This window comes from Billgrantia sp. NRB1 (assembly GCF_056921725.1).
This window is the reverse complement of sequence record NZ_CM167783.1, coordinates 565,170-577,685: the sequence shown is the minus strand read 5'-3', so window position 1 is coordinate 577,685 and position 12,516 is coordinate 565,170. Positions and strand designations below refer to the sequence as shown.

The following is a 12,516-nucleotide window of genomic DNA, read 5'->3' as shown; positions in this document are numbered from 1 at the left end:
ATCAGCCGCCGTAGACATCCTCGATGGTCTTGAGCGGATAGTGGGCCGGATAGGGACGCCGAGCCACCCCGGAATCTACGGCCGCCTGCGCCACTGCCGAGGTAACGCGGTCGAGCAGCCGCACGTCCACCGGCGTGGGAATGATGTAGTCAGGGCCGAACTCCATGCGCTCGCGCTCATAGGCATCGAGTACATGCTGGGGCACCGGCTCGCGGGCCAGGTCCTTGAGGGCATGCACCGCGGCGACCTTCATCTCCTCGTTGATGCGCGTGGCGCGCACGTCCAGCGCCCCGCGGAAGATGAAGGGGAAGCCCAGCACGTTGTTGACCTGATTGGGAAAGTCCGAGCGACCGGTGGCCATGATCACGTCCGGCCGGGCATCGCGGGCCACGTCGGGGTGGATCTCCGGGTCTGGATTGGTGCAGGCGAAGACCACCGGATTGGACGCCATCTTGCGAATGTGATCGGCGGTCATCAGGTTCGGCCCGGAGAGCCCGATGAAAACATCGGCCCCGTCGATGGCATCGTCCAGGGTGCGCTTGTCGGTCTCCACGGCAAACATCGCCTTGTAAGGGTTGAGGCCTTCGCGCCCGGCATGAATCACACCGCGACGGTCGAGCATCACCAGGTTCTCGGAGCGCGCACCGCAGGAGACCAGCAGCTTCATGCAGGCAATCGCCGCCGCGCCGGCGCCCAGACAGACGATCTTGGCATCCTCAAGGCGTTTGCCGGCAATCTCCAGAGCGTTGAGCATGCCCGCCGCGGTAACGATGGCGGTACCGTGCTGGTCGTCATGGAAGACCGGGATGCTGCACTGTTCGATCAGCGCCTCTTCGATCTCGAAGCACTCCGGCGCCTTGATATCCTCGAGGTTGATGCCGCCCCAGCTGTCGGCGATGCGTGCCACGGTATCGATGAATGCCTGAGGGCTCTCGGCGTTGACCTCGAGGTCCACCGAGTTGATGCCGGCGAAGCACTTGAACAGCACGCCCTTGCCTTCCATGACCGGCTTACTGGCCAGCGGCCCCAGGTTGCCGAGCCCCAGAATGGCGCTGCCATCGGACACCACCGCTACCAGATTGCCCTTGCCGGTGTAGCGGTAGGCGTTTTCCGGGTCGCGGGCGATCTCGCGGACCGGCTCGGCAACGCCCGGGCTGTAGGCCAGGGAAAGGTCGCGAGCGGTGGCGGTGGGCTTGGTCAGCTCCACCGAGAGCTTTCCGGGAATGGGCTTGGCGTGATAGTCCAGCGCGGCCTGCTTCTTGGCGTCTGTCATGCGGTCGTCCGATGTCAATGTGATAACGAGTGTATACAGAATATAGAAAAACTTTCCACATCTCAACGCCAGACCGTTTCGCGGATTTTGATCGCTCGTTCAGGGATGATGACAACCATTTACTGAAACTTATGCAACAACACCCAGCCATAAGCCATTACTTATCGCTGACGGGAAAACCATCGTCGCGACAAAAAGAAACCCGCCGATGGGCGGGTTTCTTTTCAGTCCGGATGCTCGGCCGGAAGCAAAGGCTCAGCCGCGCTTGATGGCGGCACCGAAGCGCTTGTTGAAGCGCTCGACGCGACCGCCGGTGGTCGCCTGCTTCTGCTTGCCGGTATAGAAGGGATGGCACTGGGAGCACACATCCAGGGACAGGTCATGGCCGGCCGTGGAGCCGACCTCGAAGGTCGCGCCACAGGAGCAGGTGGCGGTGACCGTCTTGTAATCCGGGTGGATACCTTGTTTCATCTTGAGCCTCATGAAGCGGTATGCCGCCACCTGATCCATTGCCAGGCACCGCATACGGGTTGTCTGTCGATACATACTAACCGGTTGCCGCCGGCGGACGCCAGGCGCCACGGCGGCCGCGCATTCTAGCAGAGCCAGCGCCGGAGGCCAATTGCCCGATTCTCCCCACCCACTCCAGCCCCGCGTACTGCGCGTGGCCGTGCCCACACCGCTGCGCCGGCTGTTCGACTATCGGCCGTGTAGCGAGCCGCCCCCTCGAGGCTGGAGGCCCGGGCTGCGCGTGCAGGTGCCTTTCGGCCGGCGCCAGGTGGTAGGGGTGGTGGTCGGCTGCGGTCATGACAGTGAGTTGCCCCAAGCCAAGCTGAAGCCGATTGCCGGCTGGCTCGATGCCGACCCGCTGCCCGAAGACTGGCTGTGGCTGTGTCGCTTTACCGCCCGCTATTACCAGCACCCGCTGGGCGATACCCTGCACCAGGCCATGCCCACGCTGCTGCGCCAGGGACGGGCGCTGGCGAGTCGCATGCGCGAGCAGTGGCAGGCGACTGCCGCGGGGCGCGCGGCGGATGGCGAGCCGCTCAAGCGAGCGCCGCGTCAGGCCGAGCTACTGGCGATGCTCGCCCAGCACCCTCGCGGGCTGGCCAGTCAGGCGATTCTCGCCCAGGGGTTTTCCCGCGATCAGCTCAAGGCGCTCGCGGCCAAGGGCCTGGTGGAGCGCCATGAGATCCCGCGTACCGCCGCTGAGAGCCCCCGCTCCGGCCACCTGTTGGCGCAGCCGCCCCTGTCCCTGAACCGCGAGCAGGCAGCGGCGCTGGCGGCCATTCATGAGCGGCTGGAAGCCTATCATCCCTGTCTGCTCCACGGCGTCACCGGCAGCGGCAAGACCGAGGTCTATCTGCAGCTGATCGAGGCGGTGGTGGAACGCGGCCGACAGGCGCTGCTGCTGGTGCCAGAGATCGGCCTGACGCCCCAGACCCTGGCGCGCTTTCGCCACCGTTTCCAGGTCCCGGTGGTGGCCCTGCACTCGGGGCTCACCGACCATGAGCGCCTGGATGCCTGGGAAGCCGCCGCCAGCGGCCGCGCGCCCATCGTCATCGGCACCCGCTCGGCGATCTTCACCCCCCTGGCGCGCCCCGGGGTGATCATCGTCGATGAAGAGCACGACGGCTCCTTCAAGCAGCAGGAGGGGCTGCGCTACCACGCCCGCGACCTGGCCGTCGCCCGCGCCCACCGCCACGCCATTCCGCTGGTGCTAGGCAGCGCCACGCCGTCGCTGGAGAGCCTGCAGCGCGCCCGACTGGGCGACTACCGCCACCTGCGCCTGACCCAGCGCGCCAGCCGCCACGCCCCGGCCCGGCTGGAGCTCCTCGACCTGCGCGGCCGCCCCCGCCAGGGCGGCCTGATACCGCCTGCCATCGAGTCGATTCGCGAGACGCTGACCGCCGGCCACCAGGTACTGGTGTTCATCAACCGCCGCGGCTTCGCGCCGACGCTGGCCTGCCACGCCTGCGGCTGGCTCGCCGAGTGCGAGGCCTGCGACGCACGCATGACCCTGCACCGCCAGCCACCCATGCTGGCCTGCCACCACTGCGACAAGCGGCGTCCGATTCCCGACGCCTGCCCCGAGTGCGGCAGCGCCGACCTGCGCCCGCTGGGCAGCGGCACCGAACGCACCGAGGAGACCCTGGCGGCGCTGTTCCCCGAGGTGGCCGTGCACCGCATCGACCGCGACAGCACGCGGCGCCGCGACGCCCTCGAGGCGGTGCTGACCGAGGTACGACGCGGCGAGCCCTGCCTGCTGGTGGGCACCCAGATGCTGGCCAAGGGGCACCACCTGCCCCATGTCACCCTGGTGGTGGTGGTCAACGCCGATGCCGGCCTGTACGCCAGCGATTTTCGCGCCCTGGAGCACAGTGCCCAGCTGCTGGAGCAGGTGGCCGGCCGCGCCGGCCGCGCCGCCCACCCGGGGCGGGTGCTGGTGCAGACACTCCACGACGACGACCCGCACCTGCGGCTGCTGGCCGAGCGGGGCTACGATGCCCTGGCCGAGCGCCTGCTGGAAGAGCGCCGGGCGGCTCGGCTACCGCCGTTTCGCTTCCTCGCCCTGCTGCGCCTGGAGAGCCCCCGGGAAGCCGCCGCCACGGAACTGGGGCGCGAGGCCGCCGCCGCGCTACGCCGCTGGCTCGCCGAGCGGCAGCTGGCGGTGGACTGTCTGGGCCCGGTGCCGGCCCCCATGGAGCGCCGCCAGGGCCGCTATCACCTGCAGCTGATGTTGGCCGCCGACCGACGCAGCGGGCTGCACGAAGCCTGCGCCCGGCTGAGCGCCTGGCTGGAGGCCACGCCCGAGGCGCGACGGGTACGCTGGTCGCTGGATATCGACCCCCAGACGCTGAGCTGAAAACCGTAAGCCGTAAGCCGTAAGCCGTAAGCCCAGAGGCTGCTACCAGCGCTTCTGATGGCAATGTCTTTGTCTTATAGCTTAAAGCTTACAACTCCCCGTCTCGGCGAAGCCGAGACGGGGCTGGGCTTTAAAGCCGCGCCACAATTGCCGATAATGGCCGACCAGCCCAACTTTCGTGGCCGCGCCCTTCGCGAGTGCCTTGTCACCGTCACTATCTCGTGCGCCCGCCGCAACAGGACATTATCGTTTCATGAAAGACACCATCGCTTCCCTGCTCGAGGCCGCCCTCGACACGCTCCGGCAGCAGGGCGTGCTGCCCGCCGATGCCGCACCGCCCCTCAAGGTCGACCCTACCAAGGACAAGGCCCACGGCGACTACGCCACCAACCTGGCGCTCGCACTGGCCAAGCCGGCGGGCAAGAAGCCCCGCGAACTGGCCGAGGCCCTGGTGGCCGCCCTTCCCGAGAGCGATGCCGTGGAGAAGGTGGAGATCGCCGGCCCCGGGTTCATCAATTTCTTCGCCGCCACCGACGCCGCCGCCCAGGTCGTGCGCCAGGTGCTCGATGCCGGCGACACCTTCGGCCGCAGCCTCAAGGGCAAGGGGCAGAAGGTGCAGGTAGAGTTCGTCTCCGCCAACCCCACCGGCCCGCTGCACGTCGGCCACGGCCGCGGCGCGGCCATCGGCGACTGCCTCTGCCGCCTGCTCGAGGCCACCGGCTTCGATGTCACTCGCGAGTTCTACTACAACGATGCCGGCGCCCAGATCAGCAACCTGGCACTCTCCGTTCAGGCCCGGGCCAAGGGCATCGAGCCGAGCAGCAGCGCCTGGCCCGCCGACGGCTATCGCGGCGACTACATCATCGAGGTGGCCAAGGACTACCTGGCCGGCGAAACGGTACGCGCCGACGACCGCCACGTCACCGCCAAGGGCGACCCCGAGGACCTCGACGCCATCCGCGAGTTCGCGGTGGCCTGGCTGCGCCGGGAGCAGGACCTGGACCTCAAGGCCTTCGGCGTCGAGTTCGACGTCTACTTCCTGGAGTCGTCGCTCTACGAGCAGGGCAAGGTCGAGGCGGTGGTGGACCGGCTCATGGCCAACGGCCACACCTACGAGCGCGAAGGCGCCCTGTGGCTGCGCACCACCCGATTCGGCGACGACAAGGACCGGGTGATGCGCAAGTCCGACGGCGGCTACACCTACTTCCTGCCCGACGTGGCCTACCACCTGGACAAGTGGCAGCGCGGCTTTACCACCGTGATCAACGAGCAGGGCGCCGACCACCACTCCACCGTGACCCGGGTTCGCGCCGGCCTGCAGGCGCTGGAGGCCGGCATCCCCCAGGGCTGGCCGGACTATGTGCTGCACCAGATGGTGATGGTGACCCGCTCCGGCGTGGAGGTGAAGCTCTCCAAGCGCGCCGGCAGCTACGTTACCGTTCGCGACCTGATCGACGAGGTGGGCCGCGACGCCACTCGCTTCTTCCTCGCCGCACGCCGGGCGGACTCCCAGCTCACCTTCGACATCGACCTGGCCCGCTCCCAGTCCAACGACAACCCGGTCTACTACGTCCAGTACGGCCACGCCCGGGTCTGCAGCATGCTGCGTCGCGCCGAGGCCGACGGCCTGCCCTTCGACCACGACCTGGCCATGGTCAGCCTGGCACGCCTCGACGCCGACCAGGAAAAGGCGCTGATGAACCGCCTGGCCCGCTTCCCGGAGGTGGTCGAGCATGCCGCCGCCGCCCGCGAGCCGCAGCAGGTCGCCCAGTACCTGCTCGACCTGGCCGCCGACTTCCACTCCTGCTACAACGCGGTAAAAGTCATGGTCGAGGACGACGAGCTGCGCAACGCCCGCCTGGCGCTGGGCCTGGCCACCCGCCAGGTACTGCGCAACGGTCTCGACCTCATGGGTGTGAGCGCACCCGAGGAGATGTAACCCATGGCCCGCCGACCCGCCCCGAAGAAGCGTGGCGCAACCACCAGCCGCCGTCGACCCGCCCGTCGTCGCGAGGGCTTCCGGCTGCCCGGCTGGCTGTGGGGGCTGGCGGGCCTCGCCGCCGGCTTCCTGCTGGCTCAGCATCAGCACGGGACCGCCCCCTGGCAGGAAGGCCATGACTCGCCCCTGGCCACGGTGCTGCCCAAACCGCCCGCCGACACTCCCCAGGACGAGGCGCCGCCGGCTGCCAGCGAGCCGCGCATGCCCACCTTCGAGTTCTACACCCTGCTGCCGGAGTCCGAGGTGGTCGCTCCGCGTGGTGAGGTCGCCGCGGCGCCGCCACCGCCACCACCAACGGCTGCCGCCCCGGAGACACCGGACGACGACCCCATTGCCCAGGTGATCGCCGCCAACCTCCAGGACGACGCCAGCGAAACTGCCAACGGCGGCGACGGGACCAGGCCGGCACCCACCGGCGCCGCGTCGCGCTACATGCTGCAAGCCGCCTCCTTCCGCGAATCCGGGGACGCCGAGCAGCTCAAGCAGCGGCTGCGCAATCTCAGCCTGGTGGCCCAGGTCAGCCAGGTCCAGGCGTCCGGCGGCGAGACCTGGCATCGCGTCCAGGTGGGCCCCTACGACGACACCCGGGAGCTCAACCGCGCCCAGGACCTGATGATCACCCAGGGGATTGAGCCGCTGTTGATTCGCCTGCAAAACTGACCCACTGCCTGGCCGCGCTTGAATTCCGGGCGCTGCGCCCACACCTCCCCTGAAAGCTCAGTCACGGCGCCCGGCGATCCGCGGCGCCGAAAGTCATCGGGAGCCCCGGCTCCCCGTTACGGAGTCTTTCTCCATGACCACGATCGTTTCCGTGCGCCGCGGTGACCAGGTCGCACTGGCCGGCGACGGCCAGGTGTCCCTGGGCAACACCGTGATGAAGGGCAACGCCAGCAAGGTACGCCGCCTCTATCGCGGCGAGGTGCTGGCGGGCTTCGCCGGCGGCACCGCCGACGCCTTCACCCTGTTCGAGCGCTTCGAGGCGCAGCTGGAGAAGTATCAGGGCAACCTGGTCAAGGCCGCCGTGGAGCTGGCCAAGGACTGGCGCACCGACCGCGCCCTGCGCCGGCTCGAGGCGCTGCTCGCCGTGGCCAACAAGGACGCCTCGCTGATCATCACCGGCAACGGCGACGTGGTGGAGCCCGAGCGCGGCATCATCGCCATCGGCTCCGGCGGCAACTACGCCCTGGCCGCGGCCCGGGCGCTGCTCGAGAACACCGAGCTCTCGGCCCGCGAGATCACCGAGAAGTCGTTGGCCATCGCTGGCGATATCTGCGTGTTCACCAACCACCACGTCACCCTCGAGGAGCTGCCCTCCGCGCAGCGCTAAGGCGACCACCATGACCCAGATGACTCCCCGCGAAATCGTCCACGCCCTGGACCAGTTCATCATCGGCCAGCAGGACGCCAAGCGCGCCGTGGCCATCGCCCTGCGCAACCGCTGGCGGCGCATGCAGCTCGACGACAGCCTGCGCCCCGAGGTCACCCCCAAGAACATCCTGATGATCGGCCCCACCGGGGTGGGCAAGACCGAGATCGCCCGTCGCCTGGCCAAGCTGGCCCGCGCGCCCTTCATCAAGGTCGAGGCCACCAAGTTCACCGAAGTGGGCTATGTGGGTCGCGACGTGGACTCGATCATCCGCGACCTGACCGAGGCGGCCATCAAGCTGGTGCGCGAGCAGGCCAAGGAGGAGGTGAGCCACCGCGCCGAGGACGCCGCCGAGGACCGTATCCTCGACGCCCTGCTGCCCCCGCCCCGGGGCCAGGAGGAGAGCGCCCGCGCCGACAGCTCCACGCGCCAGATCTTTCGCAAGAAGCTGCGCGAGGGTCAGCTCGACGACAAGGAGATCGACATCGAGGTCTCCCAGCAGGCGCCGGGCATCGATATCATGACCCCGCCGGGCATGGAGGAGATGACCAACCAGCTGCAGAGCCTGTTCGCCGGCATGGGCAAACAGAAGACGGAGACCCGCCGGGTGGCAGTGAAGGACGCCTTTGCCCTGCTGCGCGACGAGGAGGCCGCCAAGCTGGTCAACGAGGAGGAGATCAAGCACCGCGCCATCGAGGCGGTGGAGCAGCACGGCATCGTCTTTCTCGACGAGATCGACAAGGTGGCCAAGGGCAGCGGCCAGTCCAGCGGCGGCGAAGTCTCCCGGGAGGGCGTCCAGCGCGACCTGCTGCCGCTGATCGAGGGCTCCACGGTCTCCACCAAGTACGGCATGGTCAAGACCGACCATATCCTGTTCATCGCCTCCGGCGCCTTCCACCTGTCGCGCCCCTCGGACCTGATCCCCGAGCTGCAGGGCCGCCTGCCGATCCGCGTCGAGCTCAATGCGCTCACCCCCGACGACTTCAAGCGCATCCTTACCGAGCCCTCGGCATCGCTGACCAAGCAGTACAAGGCGCTGCTGGCCACCGAGGGGCTCGACGTCGAGTTCACCGCCGACGGCATCGCGCGCATCGCCGAGATCGCCTGGAAGGTCAACGAGGGCACCGAGAACATCGGCGCGCGGCGCCTCCACACGGTGATGGAGCGCCTACTCGAGGAGGCCTCGTTCAAGGGCGCCGACATCGGCTCGCCGCTGGCCATCGACGCCGCCTACGTGGACTCTCAGCTCGGCGAGCTGGCCATGGACGAGGATCTCTCGCGGTATATCCTCTAACCCCCAGCTTTAAGCCGTAAGCTATAAGCTGTAAGTGAACCCCACAGGCGCAGTGTTCGCAGACCTTGAGCAGCGAACCTGCGTCTGGCTCGCCGATTCTTGCAAGCCTAACCCTTAGCCGTCCCGGCCATGGCCCGCCATGCCAGACGGTAGCGGGCTTACGGCTTCAGGCTTACAGCTTACGGCTCACCGGAGGTGCCCATGACAGCCCCCACCCCAACCCGAGTGCACTACCACCGCAAGGCCCAGGAGCTGGAGCTTGGCTACGGCGATGGCGAGAGCCACCGGCTCGCCATCGAGTACCTGCGGGTCTTCTCCCCCTCCGCCGAGGTGCGCGGCCACGGCCGCGGCCAGGAAACCCTGCAGGTGGGCAAGAAGTTCGTCGGCCTCAAGGACATCACCCCGGCCGGGCGCTACGCGCTCAAGCTGCACTTCGACGACGGCCACGACAGCGGTCTCTACAGCTGGGACTACCTGTGGTGGCTGATCGAGCATCGCGAGGCCAACTGGGCGGACTATCTCAAGCGCCTGGAGGAAGCCGGCGCCAGCCGCGAGCCCCTGGGCATCGAGATCAAGCAGCTGTAAACGCACCCCCGTCAAGACAATCGCCGCCGGGGAAGGCTACAATGGCGCGCAATTCGAGGCCGCCCGCCTCTCCCCCTGCAGCGACTCGGGAGTCCCATCGCCCATGGACAAGCGCACCACCCACTTCGGCTACCAGGAAGTGCCCGTCGAGGAGAAGGCCTCGCGCGTGGCCGACGTCTTCCACTCCGTTGCGGCTCGCTATGACGTCATGAACGACCTGATGTCGTTCGGCATCCATCGCCTGTGGAAGCGCCTGACCCTGGAGCGCGCCGGGGTGCGACCCGGCCACAGCGTGCTCGATATCGCCGGTGGCACCGGCGACCTGACGCTCAAGTTCTCGCGCCTGGTGGGCCCTCGCGGCCGGGTGGTGCTGGCGGACATCAACGAGTCGATGCTGCGGGTCGGCCGCGACAAGCTGCTCGACAACGGCGTGGGCGGCAACGTCGAATACGTCCAGGCCAACGCCGAATGTCTGCCCTTTCCGGACAACAGCTTCGACTGCATCACCATCGCCTTCGGCCTGCGCAACGTCACCGACAAGGACGCTGCCCTGCGCTCGATGGCCCGGGTCCTCAAGCCCGGCGGCCGCCTGCTGGTCCTGGAGTTCTCCCACCCCACCAACCCGCTGCTCTCCAAGGCCTACGACGAATACTCCTTCCGCCTGCTGCCGCGCATGGGCGAGATGGTGGCCGGCGACGCCGAGAGCTATCGCTACCTGGCCGAGTCGATCCGCGTCCACCCCGATCAGGAGCGCCTCAAGGCGATGATGGAAGCCGCAGGACTGGAGCGGGTCGAATACACCAACCTCACCGGGGGCATCGTCGCCCTGCACCGCGGCATCAAGCTCTGAGACCGTCATGACGTTGACACCGACCCTGCTGCTGGCCGGCATCGAGCGTACGCTCAACGCCCTGCTTGCCCGCGACCCGGCGGCCCCCGGCCGGCTGGCGCGCCTTGCGGGCAGCCGCCTGCTGCTGCGCCTGGAACAGCCTGCCCTGACACTGCTGGTCAGCTTCCACGCTCACGGTCTCGACCTGCTGCGCCAGGACCACGCCGACGAAACCGCCGCCGACGCCGTGGTCGAGCTCGACGCCGAGACCCTCGGCGAGCTGCTCGGCGGCCAGTCCATGGAGCGGCTGATGTTCCAGGGCCGGCTGGCGGTACGCGGACGCACGCACCTGCTGGAGGAGGTGCGCGACCTGCTGTTCGACCTCGAACTCGACTGGGAGGCCGAACTGGCCCGCTGGCTTGGCGACGTCCCGGCCCACTCGCTGGCCGAGGGCCTGCGCCGGATCGCCCGCTGGGGGCTGCGTGCCCACGACGAGCTGACCGCCGACGTGGCCGAGTACGTCTTCGAGGAGGCGCGCTGGCTGCCCGGCCGCCATCAGCTCGAAGACCTGCGCGACCATCTCACCGAGCTGGAGGTGGCCACCGACCGCCTCGAGGCGCGCCTCGCGCGCCTGCGGCGTCGACTGGAAGGCGAGGCCTCAACGAGATGAACCTGCGACTGCTGCGCATCCTGTGGGTGATCACCCGCTTTCGCCTCGACACCCTGCTGCCCCTGGAGCGGTTGCCCTGGCCGCTGCGCCTGATGTTCACCCTCTCGCCGCTGCGCATGATACCGGTCGGCGAACGCAGCCGCGGCGAGCGCCTGCGCCTCGCCCTGGAGGCCCTCGGCCCGATCTTCGTCAAGTTCGGCCAGCTGCTCTCCACCCGCCGCGACCTGCTGCCCGAGGACATCGCCGACGAACTCCGGCGCCTGCAGGACCAGGTGCCCCCCTTCCCCGGCCAAGAGGCCAGCGCCCTGGTGGAAGAGGAGCTGGGGATGCCCCTGGCGACGGCCTTCGCCCACTTCGACCCCGAACCGCTGGCCTCTGCCTCCATCGCCCAGGTGCACGCCGCCCGCCTGCACAGCGGCGAGGAGGTGGTGGCAAAGATCACTCGCCCCGGCATCGAGCGGGTGATGCGCCAGGACATGGCGCTGATGTATCGGGTCGCCGGGGTGCTGGCACGGATTCCCGAGGCGCGGCGACTGCGCCCCGTCGAGGTGGTACGCGACTATGAGGCGACCCTGTTCGATGAGCTCGACCTGCACAAGGAGGCCGCCAACACCTCCCAGCTCAAGCGCAACTTCAAGGACTCGCCGCTGCTCTTCGTGCCGGCCATCCACTGGTCCCACACCCGTCGCCGAGTGATGGTCCAGGAGCGCATCTACGGCATTCCCGTGGCCGACACCGCAGCCCTGGTCGCCCAGGGCACCGACCTCAAGAAGCTCGCCGAGCGCGGCGTGGAAATCTTCTTCACCCAGGTGTTTCGCGACAACTTCTTCCACGCCGACATGCACCCGGGCAATATCTTCGTCACCCGCGAGCACCCCCACGACCCTCAGTACATCGCCATCGACTGCGGCATCGTCGGCAGCCTGACCCGCGAGGACCAGGACTACCTGGCGCGCAACCTGCTGGCCTTCTTCCATCAGGACTACTATGAGGTAGCCGCCCTGCACATCGAGTCGGGCTGGGTGGGCGAGGATACCCGCGCCAACGAGTTCGCCGCAGCGATCCGCACCGTCTGCGAGCCGATCCTCGAGAAGCCCCTCAAGGACATCTCCTTCGGCCAGGTGCTGCTGGGGCTGTTCCAGACCGCTCGGCGCTTCAACATGGAAGTGCAGCCGCAGCTGGTGCTGCTGCAGAAGACCCTGCTCAATATCGAGGGGCTGGGCCGCCAGCTCTACCCCGACCTGGACCTGTGGACCACCGCCAAGCCCTATCTGGAGCGCTGGATGAAGGAGCGCGCCGGGGCCAGCGGGCTATGGGAATCCCTCAAGCGCCAGGCGCCCGAGCTGTCGCGCCAGCTGCCGGAGCTGCCGACCCTGGCCCACCAGGCGCTCAGCCGGGTCGAGCACGAGCATCGCCAGCGCAGCCGCCAGGCAGTTGCCGTGGCCGGCATCCGCCATCAGCTGGCCCAGACCCGGCGCAGCGGGCGGCGCCTGCGCCTGGGCCTGCTGCTGGTGGCCCTGGCGCTGGCCTGGCAGCCGCTGACCCAGTGGGCCGGCGACCAGCCCTGGCCGGTGCTCGCGGCGGCCGCCATCGGCCTGGCGCTGCTGGCCTGGCAATGATCTTGATCCATCGCA

11 protein-coding genes are annotated in these 12,516 nt (G+C 68.4%); 9 read left to right on the top strand and 2 right to left on the bottom strand.

The genetic code is table 11. From position 1 onward, the window contains the following. Position 1: 1 nt before the first annotated feature. Together ACZIYR_RS02595 and rpmE are read right to left on the bottom strand one after the other, a co-directional pair. Complete coding sequence (locus ACZIYR_RS02595; protein ID WP_473032280.1) at positions 2-1,273, bottom strand: malic enzyme-like NAD(P)-binding protein; 1,272 nt, start codon at positions 1,271-1,273, stop codon at positions 2-4. 255 nt (positions 1,274-1,528) lie between these two features. Further along, positions 1,529-1,744 (bottom strand): 50S ribosomal protein L31, encoded by a 216-nt coding sequence (gene rpmE / locus ACZIYR_RS02590; RefSeq protein WP_149328657.1) that lies wholly within the window; start codon positions 1,742-1,744, stop codon positions 1,529-1,531. Positions 1,745-1,895: 151 nt separating this feature from the next. Here rpmE and ACZIYR_RS02585 point away from each other — a divergent pair, with 151 nt between their 5' ends. The 9 genes from ACZIYR_RS02585 (at position 1,896) to ubiB (ending at position 12,501) form a co-directional block, all read left to right on the top strand. Further along, positions 1,896-4,139: a primosomal protein N' gene (locus ACZIYR_RS02585; RefSeq protein ID WP_483528104.1), complete on the top strand. Its 2,244-nt coding sequence runs from the start codon at positions 1,896-1,898 to the stop codon at positions 4,137-4,139. 253 nt (positions 4,140-4,392) lie between these two features. Then, entirely contained in the window at positions 4,393-6,078 is a 1,686-nt protein-coding gene (gene argS / locus ACZIYR_RS02580; RefSeq protein ID WP_483528103.1) for an arginine--tRNA ligase, read from the top strand. Between the two features lie 3 nt (positions 6,079-6,081). Further along, positions 6,082-6,798, top strand: coding sequence for an SPOR domain-containing protein (locus tag ACZIYR_RS02575; RefSeq protein WP_483528102.1), 717 nt, complete (start codon positions 6,082-6,084; stop codon positions 6,796-6,798). 133 nt (positions 6,799-6,931) lie between these two features. After that, positions 6,932-7,465 carry an ATP-dependent protease subunit HslV gene (gene hslV / locus ACZIYR_RS02570; protein ID WP_473032278.1) on the top strand — a complete coding sequence of 178 codons (534 nt, stop codon included), beginning with the start codon at positions 6,932-6,934 and terminating at the stop codon, positions 7,463-7,465. 10 nt (positions 7,466-7,475) lie between these two features. Further along, on the top strand, positions 7,476-8,798 hold the full coding sequence (gene hslU, locus ACZIYR_RS02565; protein WP_483528101.1) for an ATP-dependent protease ATPase subunit HslU: 1,323 nt from the start codon (positions 7,476-7,478) through the stop codon (positions 8,796-8,798). Between the two features lie 201 nt (positions 8,799-8,999). Continuing rightward, positions 9,000-9,383 carry a gamma-butyrobetaine hydroxylase family protein gene (locus tag ACZIYR_RS02560; RefSeq protein WP_483528100.1) on the top strand — a complete coding sequence of 128 codons (384 nt, stop codon included), beginning with the start codon at positions 9,000-9,002 and terminating at the stop codon, positions 9,381-9,383. Between the two features lie 103 nt (positions 9,384-9,486). Beyond that, positions 9,487-10,233: a bifunctional demethylmenaquinone methyltransferase/2-methoxy-6-polyprenyl-1,4-benzoquinol methylase UbiE gene (gene ubiE, locus ACZIYR_RS02555; protein ID WP_483528099.1), complete on the top strand. Its 747-nt coding sequence runs from the start codon at positions 9,487-9,489 to the stop codon at positions 10,231-10,233. Positions 10,234-10,240: 7 nt separating this feature from the next. After that, the gene (locus ACZIYR_RS02550; protein ID WP_483528098.1) at positions 10,241-10,882 is read left to right on the top strand and encodes a ubiquinone biosynthesis accessory factor UbiJ; all 642 of its coding nucleotides are present in this window, start codon (positions 10,241-10,243) and stop codon (positions 10,880-10,882) included. Continuing rightward, on the top strand, positions 10,879-12,501 hold the full coding sequence (ubiB, locus tag ACZIYR_RS02545; protein ID WP_483528097.1) for a ubiquinone biosynthesis regulatory protein kinase UbiB: 1,623 nt from the start codon (positions 10,879-10,881) through the stop codon (positions 12,499-12,501). The genes ACZIYR_RS02550 and ubiB overlap by 4 nt, the downstream gene beginning before the upstream one ends. Positions 12,502-12,516 lie beyond the last annotated feature (15 nt).

What these genes read in the sequence shown, in the direction of transcription:
- rpmE (WP_149328657.1), bottom strand. Translation starts at nt 1,744, where the DNA reads ATGAAACAAGGTATCCACCCGGATTACAAGACGGTCACCGCCACCTGC.
- argS (WP_483528103.1), top strand. Translation starts at nt 4,393, where the DNA reads ATGAAAGACACCATCGCTTCCCTGCTCGAGGCCGCCCTCGACACGCTC.
- ACZIYR_RS02595 (WP_473032280.1), bottom strand. Translation starts at nt 1,273, where the DNA reads ATGACAGACGCCAAGAAGCAGGCCGCGCTGGACTATCACGCCAAGCCC.
- hslU (WP_483528101.1), top strand. Translation starts at nt 7,476, where the DNA reads ATGACCCAGATGACTCCCCGCGAAATCGTCCACGCCCTGGACCAGTTC.
- ACZIYR_RS02560 (WP_483528100.1), top strand. Translation starts at nt 9,000, where the DNA reads ATGACAGCCCCCACCCCAACCCGAGTGCACTACCACCGCAAGGCCCAG.
- ubiB (WP_483528097.1), top strand. Translation starts at nt 10,879, where the DNA reads ATGAACCTGCGACTGCTGCGCATCCTGTGGGTGATCACCCGCTTTCGC.
- ACZIYR_RS02575 (WP_483528102.1), top strand. Translation starts at nt 6,082, where the DNA reads ATGGCCCGCCGACCCGCCCCGAAGAAGCGTGGCGCAACCACCAGCCGC.
- ubiE (WP_483528099.1), top strand. Translation starts at nt 9,487, where the DNA reads ATGGACAAGCGCACCACCCACTTCGGCTACCAGGAAGTGCCCGTCGAG.
- hslV (WP_473032278.1), top strand. Translation starts at nt 6,932, where the DNA reads ATGACCACGATCGTTTCCGTGCGCCGCGGTGACCAGGTCGCACTGGCC.
- ACZIYR_RS02550 (WP_483528098.1), top strand. Translation starts at nt 10,241, where the DNA reads ATGACGTTGACACCGACCCTGCTGCTGGCCGGCATCGAGCGTACGCTC.